We start from the raw sequence: 19,388 nt of genomic DNA, 5'->3' as shown, positions 1-19,388 counted from the left end.
GCTCCGTGGACACGGGGGCTTCCGGGCGGCCCTCGTGCGCGCGGGACGCTCAGCCGAGGTCGGGGATCGTCCAGTCGATCGGCCGGTGCCCCTGGGCGGCGACGGCCTCGTTGATCTGTGTGAAGGGCCGCGAGCCGAAGAACTTCTTCGCCGACAGGGGCGAGGGGTGCGCGCCCTTGACCACCACGTGCCGGGACTCGTCGATCAGGGGCAGCTTCTTCTGCGCGTAGTTGCCCCACAGGACGAACACGGCCGGGTCGGGACGCCCGGCCACCGCGCGGATCACCGCGTCCGTGAACCGCTCCCAGCCACGGCCCTTGTGCGAGTTGGCCTCGCCGGCACGGACCGTGAGCACCGCGTTCAGCAGCAGCACGCCCTGCCGCGCCCACGGCATCAGGTAGCCGTTGTCCGGGATCGGGATGCCCAGCTCCTGGTTCATCTCCTTGTAGATGTTGCGCAGGGACGGCGGGATCCGCACCCCCGGCCGGACCGAGAAGCACAGCCCGTGCCCCTGGCCCTCGCCGTGGTAGGGGTCCTGGCCGAGGACCAGGACCTTGACCTCCTCGTACGGCGTGGCGTCCAGCGCCGCGAAGACCTCCTCCCGCGGCGGGTAGACGGGACCCTTCGCCCGCTCCTCCTCGACGAACTCCGTCAGCTCCTTGAAGTAGGGCTGCTGCAGTTCGTCGCCCAGAACCCCGCGCCAGGACTCGGGCAGCATGGCGATGTCGGTCACGTCAACGTCCTATCGATGTGCGGTCACTTGCCGGTTGCAGAACCTACCGGCGACCACTGACAACGCGCCCCGCGGGAGCCGGAACCGGTCCGCTCACCAGGCGGTCTTGCGGTGCAGCTCCCACATCATCATGATCGTCGACGGGTCCAGGGCCCGCTCCGCGCCCGAGACGTCCCGGCTGGCGGCCACGTACTGCCGGCCCTGCCACAGCGGCAGCAGCCGTGCGTCGTCGACGAGGATCTGCTGGGCCTCCTCGAACTCCTTCACCACGTTCGCGCGGTCGCTCTCGCGGCGCGAGCGGGGCAGCAGGTCGCCGGTGATCTCGGGCGCCGGGTAGGGCGTGCCCAGAGCGTTCTGCTCGCCGACGAACGGCGCGATGAAGTTCTCCGCGTCCGGGAAGTCGGGGAACCAGCCGCGGCCGAACACCGGGTACTCGCCCTTCTGGTAGCCCTCCACGTAGGTCTTCCAGGGACGGCTCTTGAGGCTGATCGTGAACAGGCCGGAGGCTTCGAGCTGGCGCTCGAGCTCCTTGAACTCGGCGGCCGTCTCGGAGCCGTAGCGGTCGCTGGTGTACCAGAAGGTCAGCGGGACGCGCTGGTTGATGCCCGCCTCGCTGAGGATCTTGCGGGCCTTGGCGACGTCGGGGTCGCCGTAGTCGTCGAAGAAACCCGTGGTGTGGCCGGTGAGTCCCTTGGGGACCATGGAGTACAGCGGGTCGACGGTGTCCTTGTAGACCTTGTGGGCGATCGCCGCCCGGTCGACGACCTGCGCGATGGCCTGACGCACGGCCTTCTTCTCGGCCCAGGGGTCCTTCGGGTTGAACACCAGGTAGTTGATGTCCGTGCCGGTGCCCTCCACGAGCTGGATCTCCTGCTCCTTGGCGCTCTGCAGGTCGACGACGTCACCGGCGGCCAGACCGCGGTAGGTCACGTCGATCTGCTCGTCGCGCAGGGCCTTGACCATGGCGCCGGAGTCCTGGAAGTAGCGGACGGTCACGGCGTCGTTGCGGCGCTCGGCGAAGCCCTTGTAGGAGTCGTTGCGGGCGAGGACGGCCTCCTTGCCCTCGTCGTAGGAGTCCAGGACGTACGGCCCGGACCCCACGACGCCGTCGCCCTCGCGCAGGCTGTTCTTCGGGTAGGCCTTCGGCGGGACGATCGACATGGCCGGGGTGGCGAGCACGAACGGGAAGGTGGCGTCGGGCTTGTTGAGGTGGAACACCACCTCGCGGTCGTTGGGCGCCTGCACCCGTTCGAGACTGCCCAGCAGACCGGCCGGACCGCCGTTGACGTTGATCCTGCGGATGCGGTCGAAGGAGTGCTTGACGGCCTGGGCGTCGAGCGTGTCCCCGTTGGAGAACGTCAGGCCCTCGCGCAGTTCGCAGCGGTAGACCTGGTTCGAGGAGTCGCTGAACCCGCACTGCTCGGCGGCGTCCGGCTGGGGCTCGGTCGAGCCCGTGGGGTAGCTCAGCAGCGTCTGGTAGATGTTGCGGAACAGCTCCCAGGAACTGTCCCAGGACGCAGCGGGATCGAGCGTGCTGGGGGCGCTGGTGGTGCCCACGACGATGGGTCCTTCGTCCTCCGGGGTGTCAGACGACAGCACCCCGCACCCGGTGACCAGGGACGATATGGACGCGATGGCCGCCACCCGCCGCAGGCATCGGTTCCGGTTGAACACGCGCACGCTCCTCGATCTGCCATACCAAGGGTCGGCAGACCATACCGCAGTGCCGCGCCTGCTGACCCTTCCCGGAACGCGGCTTCTTGATCGATAAACCTATGACGACGTTGTCAGTCCGATTTGCGGCTCTTTCGCGGCCACTTCACGTCCCCCGCACAGGGGAACGGGCGCCCCTTCGGTGAAGGGACGCCCGTGCCGGACGGCGGAGGGGGCCGGTCAGCCGGTGCCGGCGTTGAGGAAGATGCCGCCGTCCACGACGAGCGTCTGACCGGTGACCCAGTCGGACTGCTCGGAGGTGAGGAACGCCGCGGCGCCGCCGATGTCGGAGGGCACGCCGAGGCGCCCGAGGGGGTAGGCCGCCGCGGCCTCCTCCTCGCGCCCCTCGTACAGGGCCTGGGCGAACTTGGTCTTCACGACGGCCGGGGCGATCGCGTTGACCCGAACGCCGGGCGCGAACTCGTGGGCGAGCTGCACCGTCAGATTGATCATCGCCGCCTTGCTGACGCCGTACGCGCCGATGAACGGGGAGGGCGACAGGCCCGCGACGGAGGCGATGTTGACGATCGCGCCGCCGTTGTCCTTCTGCCAGGCGTGCCAGGTGCGCTGGGCGAAGCCGAGGGCGGAGACGACGTTGGTCTCGAAGACCTTGCGGGCGACGTTCAGGTCGAGGTCGGCGATCGGGCCGAACACCGGGTTGGTCCCGGCGTTGTTGACGAGGAAGTCGACCCGGCCGAAGGCCTCCATCGTACGGTCGACGGCGACGGCCTGGTGGGCCTCGTCGTGCGCCTTGCCGGCGACGTAGATCGCGCGGTCGGCGCCGAGCCGCTCGACGGCCTCCTTGAGGGCGTCCTCGTTGCGCCCCGTGATGCAGACGCGGTCGCCGCGGGCGACCAGGGCCTCGGCGACGCCGTAGCCGATGCCGCGGCTGGCGCCCGTGACCAGGGCGACCTTGCCGGAAAGTTCCGTGGAAGTCATGTCCTTCGCCCCTTAGTCGAGCGGCCCGCCGGCCACGTACAGCACCTGGCCGGAGACGAATCCGGCGGCCTCGCCGGTGAAGAAGGCGATGGCGTTGGCGATGTCCTCCGGCTCGCCGACGCGGGCAACCGGGATCTGGGTGGCGGCGGCGGCCTTGAAGTCCTCGAAGCCCATGCCGACCCGCTCGGCGGTGGCCTTGGTCATCTCGGTGGCGATGAAGCCGGGGGCGACGGCGTTGGCGGTCACGCCGAACTTGCCCAGCTCCTTGGCGAGGGTCTTGGTGAAGCCCTGCAGACCGGCCTTGGCCGCCGAGTAGTTCACCTGGCCGCGGTTGCCCAGCGCGGAGGACGACGACAGGTTGACGATCCGGCCGAAGCCCGCGTCCACCATGTGCTTCTGGCAGGCCTTGGACATGAGGAAGGCACCGCGCAGGTGCACGTTCATGACGGTGTCCCAGTCGGAGACGCTCATCTTGAACAGCAGGTTGTCGCGCAGCACGCCCGCGTTGTTGACCAGGATCGTCGGCGCGCCGAGCTCCTCGGTGACACGGGCGACGGCCGCCTCGACCTGGGCCTCGTCCGAGACGTCGCAGCCGACCGCGACGGCCCTGCCCCCGGCGGCGGTGATCTTCTCGACGGTGTCCTTGCAGGCGGCCTCGTCGAGGTCGAGCACGGCGACCGCGCGCCCCTCGGCGGCCAGCCGTACGGCGGTGGCGGCACCGATCCCGCGCGCTGCACCGGTGACGACGGCGACCCGCTGCTCAGTGGTGGACATGACTGGTTTCTCCTCAGGTGAGCGACCGCTTAGTACCTTCAGTGGTGGTGACGCTAGAAGCCCTGGCACGCGGTGTCAACGGCCCGACCGGCCATGTGATCCATCCCCCGTGGCCGGCAGGTCGGCGGTGTTCGCGCAAACACCCGATCGGCCCAGGGCCGCGAGCCGCCTCCGCCGGTCGCCCATGGCGTCGAGGGGCCCGTCCGCGGCCCGGAAGGAGACGCCCCGTGCGCCCTCGCACCGGTGTTCTCGGCCCGCTGCCGGCGATCGCCGGGTTCGCAGTCGCCCGCCGTCCCCGCTCACGCCCAGGACGACCGCGACTGCCGGGACTTCGTCTTCCAGGAGGACGCGCAGGGCGTCCTCGACGCGGACCGCGGCGACCCGAACCGGCTCGACGAGGACCAGGGCCCCGACGACGGCACGGCGTGCGAGGCCCTTCCGCGCCGGGGCGGGACGGGCATCATCGACCCCGGCACCCCGGCACCCCGGCGGCCGCCCCGGCACCGGTCACCTCACGCCCGGTCACCCTGTCGCCCGCCACCTCACGCCCGGTCACCCCCGCCCCGACCGGCACCCCGTCCCAGGGCGTGCGCGGCGGACTCGGGTGCGCCGCGACCGACGGTCCGGGCCGCTGGGTGATCGGTGCCGGCCTGGCCTTCTCCGGCGGCGCCACCGTCGTGGCCGGGTACCTCCTGCGGCGTCAGCGGACCTGACCCCGGCCCGCCGTCACCTCACCAGCTGGTCCAGCAGCCGCGCGAGCTCCGCGGCAGGGTCCCGGGTGAGCCCGGTGTGCACCGGGCCCGGCTGGACGATCGTCGAACGGGGGGCCACCAGCCAGCGGAAGCGGCGGCCGGGGTCGTCGGCCGCGGCCTGGCCCGCCGCGGCGCCCCCGGCGCAGACGCCCTCGACGCCCCCGAGGGCCGCGCGGACGCCGGCGACGTCGGCCTCGGGGTCGAGGGCCAGCAGACGCGTCTCGTCGAGGTGCGTGAGCGCGCCGACGTAGGCCGCGGCGCGGCAGTACAGGAGCACCCCGGCGTTGATGCACTCGCCGCGCTCGACCCGCGGGACGACACGCAGCAGGGCGTACTCGTAGACCTGGCGGTCGCGGGGTCCGCCCCTGATGATGTGGCGGTCGTTCACGTGAGCCCCTGGATGCGGTCGTGGATGGCGGCGGCCCGGGCGAGCAGCGGCCGGGCGTAGGCCTGCCGCAGCTCGTCCGGGGTGCCGAAGCCCGGCTCCCCGGCGAGCCAGACCTCGGGGATCTGCGCGGTGACGTCGGCGAGCAGTTCCTCCGTGACCTGCGGCGCCAACTCGGTCGCCGCGGCGGCCACATCGGGTGCGAACCGTGCCAGCGCGTGGTCGGAGGCGTCGTACGCCCGGGCGGCGGAGGCTTGCACGCCGGGCCAGTTGTGGTGCCAGATCATGGTCGCGCCGTGGTCGACGAGCCACAGTTCGCCGTGCCACATCAGCAGGTTGGGGTTGCGCCAGGACCGGTCGACGTTGTTGACGAGCGCGTCGAACCAGACGATCCGCCCGGCCTCGCGCGGGTCCACGCGGAAGGCGAGCGGGTCGAAGCCGAGCGCGCCGGAGAGGAAGTCCATGCCGAGGTTGGTGCCGCCGCTGGACCGGAGCAGGCTCTGCACCTCCTGGTCCGGTTCCCCGAGTCCCAGGTCCGCGTCGAGTTCGACGGTGACCAGGCGGGGGATCCTGAGCCCCAGCCGGCGGGCGAGCTCCCCGCAGACGACTTCCGCGACGAGTGTCTTGCGTCCCTGTCCCGCGCCGGTGAACTTCAGCACGTAACGGCCGAGGTCGTCGGCCTCGACCAGGCCCGGCAGCGAACCGCCCTCGCGCAGGGGCGCGATGAACCGGGTCGCGATCACTTCCTTGAGCATCGCCCCAGGTTACTGACGCGCCGGCGGGCGGCGGCGGCGACCTCGCGGTGCCGGGCCGGAACCCGACAGCGAACCGACAGCTCCCCTTTACCCACGTACCTGCGCCGGCGGGCCAGGATTTCGAGGGTCTCTGAACAGCCGGTCCCCGAGGGCCGTACCTCTGCGCAGATCACCAATCCCCGGAAGGAACGTCAGCATGACCAGCGAATCAGTTCAGCCGGTGCCGGGCCCGAACCGCCGTGCCGTCGTGGCGGCGGTCGGCGCGGCGGGGCTCGCCGTGGCGCTGACGGCGTGCGGCTCGGACGACAAGGCGTCCGGCTCGTCGGCCGAGCAGGGCGCGACGGGTGGCGGTGCGACGAACGAGGGCGGCGACGCGTCGGCCGGGGCGGGAGGCGGTGCGGCGCTCGCGAAGACCGCCGACATCCCCGAGGGCAGCGGCAGGATCTTCAAGGACGAGAAGGTCGTGGTGTCCCAGCCGACCGCGGGCGACTACAAGGCCTTCTCGACGATCTGCACCCACCAGAACTGCCCGATGGTGGACCTCGCGGGCGACACCATCTCCTGTACCTGCCACGGCAGCCAGTTCTCCGTCCTGGACGGCAGCGTGAAGAAGGGCCCGGCGGTCAAGCCGCTGGAGGCCAGGCAGGTCACCGTGGACGGCGACTCGATCACGCTGGCCTGATCACGCCGGGCTTCTCCGGCACCACCGGCGGACCCCGTCGCGGGCGTGCCCGCCCACGGCCTCCCGCGGCGGTCCGCCGCGCCCCGGTGGGCGCGCGGGCGCCCCTTGCACGCCGACGGACGGGAACCCATCCTTCTCCGACGTGATGTCAGAGGACCTCCTCTGGCACGACGTGGGAGAAAGAGGGGGAGCATGAGCGCCACACAGCAGCGCCGGGGCCGGAAGATCATGATGACGCCCGGCGAGCTGGACGACTTCCTCACCGCGCAGCGCACCTGCCGGGTCGCCACGGTGTCGGCGGACGGCGCTCCGCACGTGTCCACGCTGTGGTTCGCCTGGGACGGCACCTCGATCTGGCTGTACTCGGTGGTGCGCAGCAAGCGGTGGGCGGATCTGCGCCGCGATCCGCGGGTGGCGATCGTGGTCGACACCGGCGAGGAGTACGACGAACTGCGCGGTGCGGAGCTGTCGGGCACGGTCGAGTTCGTGGGCGAGATACCGCGCACGGGTGAGCTGCGCGCCGAACTCGACGTGCCCGAGACCCTGTTCGCGCGGAAGAACTTCGGGCTGGAGGAGATGCCGCACGACGGCCGGCACGCCTGGCTGCGGCTGACACCGGCGAAGACCGTGTCCTGGGACTTCCGCAAGCTCGGCGGCCAGCCACCGATCAGCCGTGTGAACAACCCTGCGGGTCAATACACCTAGCGCCACCGGCGGATCAGCCGACGCCCTCCCCCGCCGCGCGCAGCGCCGACACCGCCGCGCGGATGGACGGGCGGCGGTCGGCGTCCGCGCGCCAGACCACGTAGACATGCCGCCGCACCCGTTGCTTGAGGGGGACGGTCACCACCCCGTCGGGCACCGGGCGGCGGCCCAGCAGGGGGGCGATGCACACGCCGAGGCCCGCGGCGACCAGGGCGAGCTGGGTGTGGTGCTCGGCGGCGCGGTGGCCGACGATCGGCTCGACGCCCTTGGAGCGGAGCGTGAACATCAGCCACTCGTGGCAGAACTCGCCCTCGCCCCAGGTGATCCACTCGTCGTCGGCGAACTCGGCGAGGTCCACCTCCTCGCGCCCGGCCAGCGGGTGGCCCGCCGGCATGGCGACCTCGGCCGGGTCGTCCAGGATCGACGCCTTGACCAGTCCGTCCGGCAGCGCCATCGGCTTGTTGTACCAGTCGAGCACCACCGCTAGGTCGAGGTCGCCGCGCACCACCCCGGCGATGCCCTGTTCCGGTTCCAGCTCGCGCGAGCGCAGCCGCAGCGCGGGATGCTGCTCGCGCAGCGCCGACAGCGCGTGCGGGAACAGGCCGCGCGCGGCGGTCGGGAACGCGGCCAGCCTCAGCTCGCCCACGACCTGCCCGCGCTGCGCCTCCAGGTCGGACTGGGCGAGTGCGACCTGGGAGAGGATGCGCGCGGCGTGCTCGGCGAGCAGCCGGCCGGCGTCGGTGAGCCGCACGCCCCGGCCGTTCTTGGCGAGCAGTTGCTGGCCGACCTCGCGCTCCAGCTTGGACATCTGCTGGGAGACGGCGGACGTCGTGATGTGCAGCCCTGCGGCGGCGCCGCTGACCGAGCCGTGGCGGGCCAGGGCGTCGAGGGTGCGCAGGCGCTCCAGGTTCAACATGTAAGGGATACTACGCAATACCGCGTGCGAATTCTCGCTTGTGCTACGACGACGTCCTGCCGCATCGTGACGGTCATGAGCTCCGTGACCACCACCGGCCGGGTCGCAGCGACCCCGTCCCCCCTGCCCGCCCGGCCCCGCCTCGACTGGCGCCTGCGCTTCGCCGCCCTGTCGTTGATCTGGGGTTTCAGCTTCCTGCTCATCAAGGTGGGCACCGGCGGGTTCGCACCGTTCCAGGTGACGCTCGGGCGGCTGGCGTTCGGTACGGCGGTGCTGGCGGCGGCGATGGCGGTCCGGCGCGAGCGGCTGCCGCGCGGGGTGCGCACCTGGGGGCATCTGACGGTCGCCGCGTTTCTGCTGAACGCCCTGCCGTTCTCCCTGTTCGCGTACGCCGAGCTGACCATCCCGTCGACCCTGGCGGGCATCTGCAACGCCACCTCGCCGCTGTGGGGGATGGCCCTGTCGCTGGTCGCCCTGTCGGAGGACCGCCCGACCCGGGTCCGGGTGGCGGGGCTCGGCCTCGGCTTCCTGGGCGTGCTGACCGTGCTGGGCGCCTGGCAGGGCTTCCACGGGCTGGACGCCACCGGGACGGCACTGGCCCTGCTCGGCTCCCTCAGCTACCCGGTGGGCTGGATCTACGTCCGCCGCACCCTGGCGGGCAACGGCCGTTCGCACCTGTCGATGACCGGCGCCCAGTTGCTCCTGGCCACCATCCAACTGGCCGTCGTGACCCCGCTGTTCACGACGCCGCCCACCGGGCTGCCCGTCGTGCCGCTCCTTGCGGTCGCCGCCCTGGGCGCCCTGGGCACCGGCCTGGCGGTGCTGCTGCAGTACGGCCTGGTGGCCGAGGTCGGCCCGACGACCGCGCAGATGGTCACGTACTTCATCCCGGTCATCGCCACGGCCGCGGGCGTCGTCGTCCTGGGCGAGTCCCTGAGCTGGTCGACACCGGTCGGCGCGGTGATCGTGCTGGTGGGGGCGGCACTGACCCAGATGCGGCCCGGGTCCCGGCCTCAGACGTAGCCGCGCGCGCGTGCCGGACCGAGCGCGGAGGCGATGGCGTCGGCCAGGGCCTGCGTGTCGTCCTCGGTGAGCGCCGAGACGGTGACCCTGATCCCGGGCGGAGCGCTCAGCCGGAATCGGGCACCGGGGGACACGGCCCAGCCGGCGTGCAGCAGCCGGGCGACCACCCCGGTCTCGTCCGGTACCGGCACCCACACGTTCATGCCGCTGCGGCCGTGCGCCGGGACACCGCGCCGCGCCAGGGCCGTGATCAGCGCGTCCCGCCGCCGCCCGTACGCCGCCGCCACCCCGGCCGTGTCCACGACCCCGTCGGCCCACAGCCGTACCAGGGCCCGCTGCATCAGCAGGCTCACCCAGCCCGGCCCGAGCCGCTGCCGGCCGCGGACCCGGTCCAGGGTCACGGTGTCACCGGTCAGCAGGGCGAGGCGCAGGTCGGGCCCGTAGGCCTTGGCCGCCGAGCGCACGAACGCCCAGTGCCGGGTGGCACCGGCCAGCGGGTTCAGCGGCAGGTCGACGATGCCGTGGCCGTGGTCGTCCTCGATCAGCAGCACCTCCGGGTACTCCCGCAGGACCGCCCGCAGGGCGCGCGCGCGTGCGGCGCCGACCGCGGCGCCGGTCGGGTTCTGCGCCCGGTCCGTGACGATCAGGGCGCGCGCCCCGGCGGCGAGCGCCCGGCGCACGTCCCCGGGCAGCGGTCCGTCGTCGTCGACACCGACGGGGGCGGTCCGCAGGCCCAGGGCCGGGACGAGGTCGAGGGTGCGCCCCCAGCCCGGGTCCTCGACGGCGACCGTGTCACCCGGTTTGAGGTGGGCCGCCAGCACCCGCTCCACCCCGTCGAGCGCACCGGAGACCACGGCGAGGGGCCCGTCCGGCACGCCGTCGGCGTCGAGCCCCGCGCGCCCGGCTCGGGCCAGCCCGGGATCCACCGGATCGTCCCCGTACAGCACGGGCGCCCGGTCGCCCTCGGCGGCCGCCGCCGCGAAGACGCCTGCGAGCGGCGGCAGCAGCGCCGGATCCGGATTGCCGCCGGCCACGTCCCGCACCCCTTCGGGAACCTCGACCCGGATGTGGTCGCGGCCGGTCGTGGCCGGCGCCGGGCGCACCCGGCTGCCGCGCCGGCCCGCGGTCTCGATGACACCGCGCTCACGCAGGGTCCGGTACGCGGCCGCGACCGTGTGGGGATTCACGCCGAGTTGCCGCGCCAACTCCCGCATGGGCGGAAGCACTTCACCGGGCTTCAGCCGCCCGTCGCCCACCGCGCGTTCGATGCCCGCGGAAATGTCCGCTGCGCGCCGCCCACCGATCAGATAGTCTCCTAGCACAAACTCAATTATGCACTAGTGCAATGGAGAGCGCCATGCAGGGGCCCGCGCAGACGCCGCAACCCGACACCGCCTACACCCCGACCGACCGCACCGTCCCCACCCGCTCCGCGGAACGGGCCTCCTACGACAAGGAGCTGGTGCACGCGATACTCGACGAGGCCTGCGTCTGCCATCTGGGCTTCGTCCGCGACGGCGCACCGGTCGTCCTGCCGACGCTGTACGCCCGGGTCGGCGAGCGGCTCTACCTGCACGGATCCACCGGCTCGCGCCCGCTGCGGGCGGCCGGCCGGGCGGAACCGGGCCTGCCGGTCTGTGTGACGGTCACCCATGTCGACGGTCTGGTCCTGGCGCGTTCGGCCTTCCACCACTCGATCAACTACCGCTCGGTGGTGGTGCACGGCCTCGCGCAGGACGTGACGGACCCGCAGGAGAAGCGCGAGGCGCTGGACGCCCTGGTCGACCACGTCGTCGCCGGCCGCTCCGCCGACTCCCGCCCGGCCGACAAGAAGGAGCTGGCCGCCACGGCGGTGATCCGCCTGGACCTGCGGGAGGTCTCGGCCAAACTGCGCACGGGCGGGGTGAACGACGAGCCCGAGGACCTGGCCCTGCCCCACTGGGCGGGCGTCGTGCCGGTCCGCGCGACCTACGGCACACCGGTTCCCGACCCCGGCCTCGCCCCCGGCACCGCCCTGCCCGGCTATCTCCGGGCCCTGTGATGCTGATCCACCCCCGGGACGCGCCCCGCGACGACTCCGAGTGGCAGCACTGGCTGGCCGCGCACGACTTCGGGCGGCTCGCGGTCAACGGCCCCGGCGGCGAACCCCCGCACGTCCAGCCCCTGCACTTCGCCTACGACCCCGGGCGCCGCGAGGTCGTCACCCACCTCGCCCGGCCGAACCCGATCTGGCCCGCGCTCCAGGCCCGCCCCGACGTCCTGCTGAGCGTGGTCGACGACTAGGCCTACATCCCCGGGCCCTGGCAGGCCGGCCCGGACGTCCCTCCGGAGCACGGCGTTCCCACGGAACCTCTACGCGGCCGTCCAGCTCCGTTGCCGCGCGCACGTCGTGGACGACCCGGCGGAGAAGGCCGCACTGCTCAACCGCCAGGTCGACCACTTCCAGCCCCGGGGCGTCTCGGCCCGGGCGGCGGCCGGCGAGGAACCGTACGGCCGGATGCTCGCCGGCATCCGCGCGCTGCGTCTGGAGGTGACGGACGTGCGGGCCGAGTTCACGTACGCGGGCCGCAAGCAGGCCGAGGTGCAGGAGCGGATCGCCGCGGGCCTCGCGGCGCGCGGCGGCCCGGGCGACGCCCGGGCGCGGGAGCACCTCCTGCGCAGGCTCCAGGTCTGAGCCCCGGGGCGGGCGCCCCGGGGCTCGGGTCCGTGGGCTCATCCGAGCGGCACGGGCTCCTTCACCGGGCGGGCGCTGCGCGCCTCCCCGACCGCCAGGCCGGTGACCGACCCGAGCATCAGCAAGGTCCCGGCCACGGTCGCACCCGTGAGGTGCTCCCCCAGCAGCAGGACGGCCAGCGCGGCGGCACTGACCGGCTCCAGCAGCATGATCACCGAGACGGTGGCGGACCGGACGACGGCCGCGCCCGCGAAGTACAGGCCGTAGGCCAGGGCTGTCGGCACGACGGCGACGTAGGCCAGCAGGAGCAGCAGCCGGCCCGGCGCCTCGGTGTGCGGTACCAGCCCTTCCACCAGGGCGAAGGGCAGCAGGCACAGGCTGGTGACGGCGAACGCCCCGACGGTCGTCCGGGAGGAGTCGGCCCCGCCGTCGCGGCCCCAGCGGCGGGTGAGCAGGGTCATCGCGCTGTACCCGGCCGCCGACAGCAGCGCCAGCAGCACTCCCCAGGGGCGTACGGTCGTGCCGCCGCCGCCCAGGACGAGCACCGCGAGGCCCGTGAGGGCGCCCGCGACGGCGGCGGTGCCGCCGCGGCCGAGCCGTTCGCCCAGGGTCAGTCGCGCCCCGAGGGCGATCAGGACGGGCCCGGCACCCAGGGTCACCACGGTGGCCACGGCCAGGCCGGTGGCCGAGACGGCGGCGAAGTAGGCCGTCTGGAAGACGGCGAGCCCGAGTCCGGTGACGCCGGACCGCGCGAGCCTCCGGCCGAGCGGCTCGCGGACGGGGGTCGTACCCGTGCGGGGCCGCAGCGCGCGGACCGCGAGGAGCACGGCGAGTCCGGCGGCGCAGCGCCAGAAGGAGAGGGCGACGGGCCCCGTGTCACTGGTCCGGTAGACCAGGGAGGCCGCGGCGCCCGCGGTGCCCCAGGCGGCGCCGGCGACGATCAGGTAGAGGAGGCCTCGCCCCACGGGCAGGCCGGTAGCGGTGTTCGACACGTGTTCTCTCCGCAGAGCGCACGGCACGCCGTCACGGCGGAAGGCGGCGGTGCGCGGAAGTTCGGAAGGGGCCCCGGATCGGTCGGATCGGCGGGGTCCGCGGACTTCGTCTGCGGGCAGCACCGTTCGGCGCGGCGGCGCAAGCGCCGGGCGCGGTTTCCGGAAAAGCCCGCCTCAGGCGGCCGGAGGCGGAAGAACGAGTGCGTCGGACGGCATGATCGCCACCCTACGCGCTGCTCCCGCGCCGGGACAATTCCCTTTCCGGGCCACCGCTCGCCACCGGTCGCTCCGCCCCCTTCGCGGGCGTCGAGGACTGCGCGATGAACGCGCCCACCAGCACGATCACGCCACCGGCGATCTGCGGCGCCGACAGGTGCTCGCCCAGCAGCACCCAGGCCAGGACGGTGGCGATGACGGCCTCCAGGCAGGCCACGACCCCGGCGACCTGCGGCGAGAGCCGCCGCACGGAGACCACGCCGGTGACGTACGCGACGACCGTGGCGACCAGGACGATCCACGCCAGCAGCACGATCGCGGCGACGGGTGTGCCGTCCATGCGCGCGGTGCCCGTGAGCACCGACCGGTCCATGCTCCAGGGCCGGGCGACGACGGTCAGGACGGCCGCGCCGACCAGCAGCCCGTAGGCGATGACGCCGAGCGGGTCGGGCGCCTCGTCCCCGGCGTCGCTGCCCTGGTCGGACAGGACGAAGTAGCCCACCTGGCAGCAGGCGGCGCCGAGGGCGAGCAGCAGCCCCAGGGCGTCGAAGCCGAGGCCCGACCACACCTCGACGACGCAGGCGAGGCCGCCGACCGCGAGCACGACCCCGACCGCGGCGGCGCGGGTGACGGGCCGCCGCTGGACGAAGCGCACCCAGCCCAGCACGAGCGCGGGCGCCAGGTACTCGACGAGCAGCGCGACCCCGACGGGGATCCGGGACAGCGCCGCGAAGTAGCAGGCCTGGACGCCGGCCACGGCCAGTAGACCGAACCCGGCGAGCAGCCCGGGGCGCCGGCGCAGCAGGGAGCGGTGCCGCACGGCGAGCGGCAGCATCACCAGGGCCGCCCCGGCGACCCGCAGCCACACCACGTGCAGCGGGTCGAGGCCCGCCTCGATCAGCGGCTTGGCCGCGACACCGGATCCGCCGAAGGCCACCGCGGAGACGAGCGCGAGGCCGAGCCCCACTCCCCTGCCGCGCCCGCTCGCGCTGCTGTCAGTCGTACGCACCGGCACATGATGACAGGCCCTGACAGGAGCGTCACCCCCTATGACACCTGTCTCACAGCGTGGACGGTCCGGGGCACGGCCGCTCAGCGGCCGGTCTCGCCGCACTCCTCCGTGACGCCCGGCCGGTCGCCGATCAGCGGGCAGACCTCGCGCGGATCGATCCCGGCACGCCGGACCACCTCGACCGCGCGTGCCTGCGGGTCGGCCATGATCGCGGCGAGCAGATCCGTGCCGCGGGGCTGCCCTCCCCGTGCGGCGGCTCGTTCCCGGGCGTCGTCCATCGACGCGGAGGCGAGCGGCGAGAAGCCCGCGGCCCCCGCCACCACGGGAACGGCGCCCGAGTCCTCGACCCGGCCCTGCCAGCGCAGCCCGTAGCCGATGCTGCGCTGGACGAGGTAACCGAGCAGCCGCGCGATCCGCGGCCCGTCGCCGAAGGCGGCACGCACGGCGGGGTCGGACTCCAGCAGGGAATGCAGCAGATGGGCCGTGTCGACCTGCCGGTCCCCGTCCCGGACCGCCCGGCGGCGGGCGCCGCCGATCACCGGTGCGAGCGCGTCACCCAGCCTGGCATCGTTGTCGGCGCGCTGGGCGCCGGGCTCCTGGGACGACTGCCGGGGGATTCGGGATTGCACAATCCCACCCCATCAGTCCCGCCCGCCCGGGTCATCCTCGGCGGGAACCATCTGCGCGTCCCACGGGAAGTGCACACGGCCGGCCGGAATCTCCTCCTTGCGGAGGACATCACGCGGACAGCCCTCGCCTCCCGGGACGACGGGCGGCCGCCGGTGCCGGGCCGCCGGCGCACACGAAGGCGCCCCCGGACCACTGCGGGGGCGCCTTGCCGTCGACCGGCCTCAGTCCTCGTCGGCGAGGATCAGGTACAGCTTCTTGCGCGCGTCGTTGATGACGCCGAGCGCCTTCTCCCGCTGTTCCTTGCTGCCGGTCTTCCAGACCTGCCCGAAGGCCTCCATCAGACCGAACCCGGCCTGGCGGATCTCCCCGAGGGCTTCCCAGTCGACACCGCGGGACGCCTCCTCCCAGGGCGCCTCCGGCCCCTCACCGGCGGCCTCCCGGCCCGCCTCGGTGAGCGAGAACAGCTTCTTGCCGCCCTCGGACGCACTGGTGATCAGGCCCTCGTCCTCCAGCAGCTGAAGGGTGGGGTAGACCGAGCCGGGGCTGGGCTTCCACGCCCCGCCGCTGCGCTCGGCGATCTCCTGGATCATCTCGTAGCCGTGCATCGGCCGGTCCTTGAGCAGGGCCAGGATCGAGGCCCGTACGTCCCCGCGCCGCGCCCTCCCGCGGGGCCCGCCGCGTCCGCGTCCGCCCCAGGGGCCGGGACCGAAGCCCGGCCCGCCGGGCCCGCCCCAGCCGGGACCTCCCGGGCCGAAGGGACCGAAGGCCGCCCGCAGCCCTTCGAAACCTCCCCGGCCGTGCCGGTGTCCGCCGTGTCCGTGCTCGAAACCATGGGTGCGCATCGCAACCACTCCATTCCATCGTTGATCTGTCGCGATGCTTCAACGATATATCGGTAACTTACGAACGACAAGACCGGTCGCACGGGCGGACAGCGGCGTCCGGCCGGTGCCAGCGGTCCGCGCGTCGCGGATTGGCCTTGGCCCGCGGCTTCGGCAAGGCTCTAGCGTCGCGGCATGCGGATCCGAATCGTCGACGCCTTCACCGATCGCCCCTTCTCCGGGAACCCCGCCGGGGTCCTGCTGCTGAACGACGCGAACGCCTTCCCGGACGACACCTGGCTGCAGAACGTCGCCCTGGAGGTCAACCACGCCGAGACGGCGTTCGCCCACCCCCTCCCGCCGGACGGTGAGGGCGACTGGGCCCTGCGCTGGTTCACCCCGGCCACCGAGGTCGCCATGTGCGGGCACGCCACCCTGGCCACGGCCCACGTCCTGCACACCACCGGCGCCCACGAGGGCCCGGTCCGCTTCACCACCCGTAGCGGCGTCCTCGTCGCCACGCCCGCCCCGGACGGGTCCGTGACGCTCAACTTCCCCACCGCCCCGCTCACCCCGGCCGAGCCGCCCGCCGGCCTCGGCGCCGCCCTGGGCACCGAACCGCTCACGGTCCTCGACACCGGCCCGAACGTCGGCGACCTGCTCGTCGAGGTCGCCGACGAGAAGACCGTCCGGGGCCTCCGTCCCGATCTGAAGGCCCTCGCCGCCCACTCCGAGCGCGGTGTCATCGCCACGGCACGCGCCGAGGACCCGTCCCGGGGCTACGACTTCGTCTCGCGCTGCTTCTTCCCGAACGTCGGCATCGACGAGGACCCGGTGACGGGGAGCGCCCACACCGCACTCGCCCCGTTCTGGTCCGCGCGCCTCGGCCGCTCCGGCCTGACGGGCCTGCAGGCCTCGCCCCGCTCCGGCCGCGTCCGTACGGAACTGCGCGGTGACCGCACCCTGCTCACCGGCAGCGCGGTCACGGTCGTCGACGGCGACCTGCTGGCCTGAGGACACCGAAGGGGCGCACGACGCCGTCGTACGCCCCGGTCCGGCCCGCCGGTCACGCCGTCGGCAGCCAGCCCACCTTGCCCGCCAGCAGCGCGTAGCCGACGAACGCCCCGATGTCGAGCAGCGAGTGCGCCACCACCAGAGGCCCGACCCGGCCCCAGCGGCGGTAGAGGTGGACGAAGACGACGCCCATCACCAGGTTCCCGACGAAGCCGCCGATGCCCTGGTACAGGTGGTACGAGCCGCGCAGCACCGAACTGCCCACCAGCGCGGCCGTCGGCGTCCAGCCCAGCCGGTCCAGGCGGCGCAGCAGGTAGCCGACGACGATCACTTCCTCCAGCACGGCGTTCTGGACGGCCGAGAGGATCAGGACCGGGTACTTCCACCACACGTCGGGCAGCGCCTCGGGAACCACGGTGAGGTTGAAGCCGAGGCCTCGGGCGGCCAGGTAGAAGGCGATGCCGGTGCTGCCGATGACCGCGGCGATCGCCGCGCCCCGCCCGAGGTCGAACCACGGGCGGGTGCGGTCGAAACCGATCGTGCGCAGGCTCGCGCCCTCGCGCAGCAGGAAGTGCGCGACGAGCGCGACGGGCACCAGTGCGGTGGTGATCCCGAACAGCTGCCAGGCGAGGTCGAGCCAGGGGCGGCCGGGGGCGGCCGAGGCGTTCATGGTGGCCGCCTGGTCCTTGAGCCCGCCCGGCTCGGTGACCGACCCGAGGAAGCTGATCAGCGCGGAGACGCCGCTCGCCCCGAGCGACAGCGCGAGGACCAGCAGCGTCTCGTCGCGCAGCATCCGCCGCGAGAGCCCCTGCCGGGGTAGGGAATCGCCCACCGGGCTCGCCTCCGCCTGCACACCCGCCTCCACTTCACCGACCTGTCGGATCAGTATGGCGGCAGCGGGCCGCGGCCCGGCGGGTGCCCTCAGCCCAGCGACACCGGTTCGGGCAGCCCCACGGGCCAGGTGTGCACCGGGTCGCCCTTGTGCATCAGCTCGCGGTAGCGCCGGGTGGTGGCGGCCAGCGCGTCCTCCCGGCCGAGGCCCGCGTCGAGGGCCTGGTGGAAGGTCGCGGCCTGCCAGCTCGCCCCGTTCGTCCGGCGCCGGCAGCGCTCCTCGATCACGCCCAGGTACAGGTCGCGGTCGGCCGGTTCGACGCCCCAGGCGTCCAGCCCCGCCTCGGCGAGCGGGAGCAGTTCGTCGCGGATCAGGTTCACCGCGTCGACCTGCGTCGTACCGCCGTGGCGGCCGCGCCGGGGCCAGGTGAAGCGGGCGTCGATGCCGTCCTTGCAGGCGGCGTCGAAGTTGGCGGCGGCCGCCTCGAACGGCAGCCGTGTCCACACCGGCCGGCTCTCCTCGGCGAGGGCCCGGACGACGCCGTAGTAGAACGCCGCGTTGGCGACGATGTCCACGACGGTCGGCCCGGCGGGCAGCACGCGGTTCTCCACACGCAGGTGCGGCACACCGTCGGCGACCTCGTACACGGGGCGGTTCCAGCGGTAGATCGTGCCGTTGTGCAGGACGAGCTCGGCGAGCGAGGGGGCACCGCCCCGGTCGATCACCTCGAGCGGGTCCTCGTCGTCGCAGATCGGCAGCAGCGCCGGGTAGTAGCGCAGGTTCTCCTCGAAGAGGTCGTACGCGGAGGAGATCCAGCGCTCGCCGAACCAGGTGCGCGGGCGGACGCCCTGGGCCTGGAGTTCGGGCGGGCGGGTGTCGGTGGACTGCGTGAACAGCGGGGGCCGCGACTCGCGCCACAGCTCGCGGCCGAACAGGAAGGGCGAGTTGGCGCCGACCGCGATCTGTGCGGCGGCGACCGCCTGGGCCGCGTTCCACACGTCGGCGAAGCGGGCCGGGGTCACCTGCAGGTGCAGCTGCACCGAGGTGCAGGCCGCCTCGGGCGCGATGGACTTCGAGGTGCACCGCAGGTGCTCCACCCCCTCGATGTCGAGGGTGAACTCCTCGCCGCGGGCGGCCACGATCTGGTCGTTGAGGAGGGTGTAGCGGTCGACGTCGGACAGGTTCGACGAGACCAGGTCGTCACGGTCGAGAGTCGGCAGAATACCGATCATCACGATGCCGGCGTCCACCTCGGCCGCTTTCCGGTCCGCATATGCCAGTGACGTACGGAGTTCCTCCGCGAGCCGGTCGAATACCCGGCCGTCGATGCGATGCGGGGGGATGTTGACTTCCAGGTTGAACATGGCGAGCTCGGTTTGGAAGTCACGGCTCGCGATGCGTTCGAGGACTTGCTTGTTCAACATTTTCGGCATGCCGTCGGCACCCGCCAGATTCAGTTCGATCTCCAACCCCATGAGGTTCTTGGGGCGGTCGAACCGCTTCTCCGCCAGGAGTCGCTCCAGGCCCGTCAGACACTGACGCAGCTTGTCGCGGTAGCGCTGGCGATCGGACAGGTCGAACCGGCCTGCCACGACCTTCTCCCCCATTGAAGCGTCCCTCCTCGGATGATGTGCAGGCCGAGATCCGGCCGCCGGGGTCCCGGTCAGGTGGAGGATGCCCAGCGAAAGCGATCGATAACGTCCCGGGCGGACCCGGCGACCGCTACGCTGGTCACATGTGACCGGTGGCACATTCACCCGGCATGGCGCGCACGACGTGATTCGGCTCCGGCGAACTCGTGAAAAACGCCGACGAGAATG

The 19,388-nt window shown here is 73.0% G+C and carries 20 protein-coding genes and 1 pseudogene; 7 read left to right on the top strand and 14 right to left on the bottom strand.

The window, feature by feature from the left end; genetic code table 11:
- Positions 1-49 precede the first annotated feature (49 nt).
- The 4 genes from ung to fabG form a co-directional block, all read right to left on the bottom strand.
- A complete protein-coding gene (gene ung / locus Q5694_RS32380; RefSeq protein ID WP_333937082.1) occupies positions 50-733 on the bottom strand; it encodes a uracil-DNA glycosylase in 684 nt (227 codons plus the stop codon).
- 93 nt (positions 734-826) lie between these two features.
- A complete protein-coding gene (locus Q5694_RS32375) occupies positions 827-2,407 on the bottom strand; it encodes an ABC transporter substrate-binding protein (RefSeq protein WP_333937081.1) in 1,581 nt (526 codons plus the stop codon).
- 219 nt (positions 2,408-2,626) lie between these two features.
- Complete coding sequence (locus Q5694_RS32370; RefSeq protein WP_333937080.1) at positions 2,627-3,385, bottom strand: SDR family oxidoreductase; 759 nt, start codon at positions 3,383-3,385, stop codon at positions 2,627-2,629.
- 12 nt (positions 3,386-3,397) lie between these two features.
- Positions 3,398-4,159: a 3-oxoacyl-ACP reductase FabG gene (fabG, locus tag Q5694_RS32365; protein ID WP_333937079.1), complete on the bottom strand. Its 762-nt coding sequence runs from the start codon at positions 4,157-4,159 to the stop codon at positions 3,398-3,400.
- A gap of 425 nt (positions 4,160-4,584) precedes the next feature.
- Here fabG and Q5694_RS32360 point away from each other — a divergent pair, with 425 nt between their 5' ends.
- Entirely contained in the window at positions 4,585-4,872 is a 288-nt protein-coding gene (locus Q5694_RS32360; protein ID WP_333937078.1) for a hypothetical protein, read from the top strand.
- Between the two features lie 13 nt (positions 4,873-4,885).
- On the opposite strand, the gene Q5694_RS32355 is transcribed toward Q5694_RS32360, so the two are convergent.
- Positions 4,886-5,299: a DUF3037 domain-containing protein gene (locus Q5694_RS32355; protein ID WP_333937077.1), complete on the bottom strand. Its 414-nt coding sequence runs from the start codon at positions 5,297-5,299 to the stop codon at positions 4,886-4,888.
- The gene (locus Q5694_RS32350) at positions 5,296-6,051 is read right to left on the bottom strand and encodes a HipA family kinase (protein ID WP_333937076.1); all 756 of its coding nucleotides are present in this window, start codon (positions 6,049-6,051) and stop codon (positions 5,296-5,298) included. The genes Q5694_RS32355 and Q5694_RS32350 overlap by 4 nt, the downstream gene beginning before the upstream one ends.
- A gap of 196 nt (positions 6,052-6,247) precedes the next feature.
- Here Q5694_RS32350 and Q5694_RS32345 point away from each other — a divergent pair, with 196 nt between their 5' ends.
- Positions 6,248-6,733 (top strand): Rieske (2Fe-2S) protein, encoded by a 486-nt coding sequence (locus Q5694_RS32345; protein ID WP_333937075.1) that lies wholly within the window; start codon positions 6,248-6,250, stop codon positions 6,731-6,733.
- A 192-nt stretch (positions 6,734-6,925) separates the two neighbouring features.
- A complete protein-coding gene (locus tag Q5694_RS32340) occupies positions 6,926-7,438 on the top strand; it encodes a pyridoxamine 5'-phosphate oxidase family protein (protein ID WP_333937074.1) in 513 nt (170 codons plus the stop codon).
- 13 nt (positions 7,439-7,451) lie between these two features.
- Here Q5694_RS32340 and Q5694_RS32335 read toward each other — a convergent pair whose 3' ends face one another.
- Positions 7,452-8,354, bottom strand: a complete 903-nt coding sequence (locus Q5694_RS32335) for a LysR family transcriptional regulator (RefSeq protein WP_333937073.1) — start codon at positions 8,352-8,354, stop codon at positions 7,452-7,454.
- 75 nt (positions 8,355-8,429) lie between these two features.
- Here Q5694_RS32335 and Q5694_RS32330 point away from each other — a divergent pair, with 75 nt between their 5' ends.
- The gene (locus tag Q5694_RS32330) at positions 8,430-9,377 is read left to right on the top strand and encodes a DMT family transporter (protein ID WP_333937072.1); all 948 of its coding nucleotides are present in this window, start codon (positions 8,430-8,432) and stop codon (positions 9,375-9,377) included.
- On the opposite strand, the gene Q5694_RS32325 is transcribed toward Q5694_RS32330, so the two are convergent.
- Entirely contained in the window at positions 9,368-10,699 is a 1,332-nt protein-coding gene (locus tag Q5694_RS32325; protein WP_333937071.1) for an aminotransferase class I/II-fold pyridoxal phosphate-dependent enzyme, read from the bottom strand. The two genes, Q5694_RS32330 and Q5694_RS32325, sit on opposite strands and share 10 nt — an antisense overlap.
- A gap of 35 nt (positions 10,700-10,734) precedes the next feature.
- Here Q5694_RS32325 and Q5694_RS32320 point away from each other — a divergent pair, with 35 nt between their 5' ends.
- Together Q5694_RS32320 and Q5694_RS32315 are read left to right on the top strand one after the other, a co-directional pair.
- The gene (locus Q5694_RS32320; RefSeq protein ID WP_333937105.1) at positions 10,735-11,418 is read left to right on the top strand and encodes a pyridoxamine 5'-phosphate oxidase family protein; all 684 of its coding nucleotides are present in this window, start codon (positions 10,735-10,737) and stop codon (positions 11,416-11,418) included.
- A pseudogene (locus tag Q5694_RS32315) lies at positions 11,418-12,051 on the top strand (FMN-binding negative transcriptional regulator). The gene Q5694_RS32320 and the pseudogene Q5694_RS32315 overlap by 1 nt, the downstream one beginning before the upstream one ends.
- A 38-nt stretch (positions 12,052-12,089) precedes the next feature.
- Here Q5694_RS32315 and Q5694_RS32310 read toward each other — a convergent pair.
- From Q5694_RS32310 to Q5694_RS32295, 4 genes are all read right to left on the bottom strand, one after another.
- Positions 12,090-13,043: a DMT family transporter gene (locus Q5694_RS32310; protein ID WP_333937070.1), complete on the bottom strand. Its 954-nt coding sequence runs from the start codon at positions 13,041-13,043 to the stop codon at positions 12,090-12,092.
- 226 nt (positions 13,044-13,269) lie between these two features.
- The gene (locus Q5694_RS32305) at positions 13,270-14,274 is read right to left on the bottom strand and encodes an EamA family transporter (protein WP_333937069.1); all 1,005 of its coding nucleotides are present in this window, start codon (positions 14,272-14,274) and stop codon (positions 13,270-13,272) included.
- 77 nt (positions 14,275-14,351) lie between these two features.
- Complete coding sequence (locus Q5694_RS32300) at positions 14,352-14,900, bottom strand: Clp protease N-terminal domain-containing protein (RefSeq protein ID WP_333937068.1); 549 nt, start codon at positions 14,898-14,900, stop codon at positions 14,352-14,354.
- Between the two features lie 222 nt (positions 14,901-15,122).
- The gene (locus Q5694_RS32295; RefSeq protein WP_333937067.1) at positions 15,123-15,743 is read right to left on the bottom strand and encodes a PadR family transcriptional regulator; all 621 of its coding nucleotides are present in this window, start codon (positions 15,741-15,743) and stop codon (positions 15,123-15,125) included.
- 174 nt (positions 15,744-15,917) lie between these two features.
- Here Q5694_RS32295 and Q5694_RS32290 point away from each other — a divergent pair, with 174 nt between their 5' ends.
- Entirely contained in the window at positions 15,918-16,736 is an 819-nt protein-coding gene (locus tag Q5694_RS32290; protein ID WP_333937066.1) for a PhzF family phenazine biosynthesis protein, read from the top strand.
- 52 nt (positions 16,737-16,788) lie between these two features.
- On the opposite strand, the gene Q5694_RS32285 is transcribed toward Q5694_RS32290, so the two are convergent.
- Both Q5694_RS32285 and Q5694_RS32280 read right to left on the bottom strand, forming a co-directional pair.
- On the bottom strand, positions 16,789-17,589 hold the full coding sequence (locus Q5694_RS32285) for a CPBP family intramembrane glutamic endopeptidase (RefSeq protein ID WP_333937104.1): 801 nt from the start codon (positions 17,587-17,589) through the stop codon (positions 16,789-16,791).
- 68 nt (positions 17,590-17,657) lie between these two features.
- A complete protein-coding gene (locus Q5694_RS32280) occupies positions 17,658-19,175 on the bottom strand; it encodes a glutamate--cysteine ligase (RefSeq protein WP_333937065.1) in 1,518 nt (505 codons plus the stop codon).
- Positions 19,176-19,388 lie beyond the last annotated feature (213 nt).

This window comes from Streptomyces sp. AHA2, from assembly GCF_036857595.1.
Lineage (GTDB): Bacteria > Actinomycetota > Actinomycetes > Streptomycetales > Streptomycetaceae > Streptomyces.
This window is presented reverse-complemented; position numbering and strand designations above follow the sequence as displayed.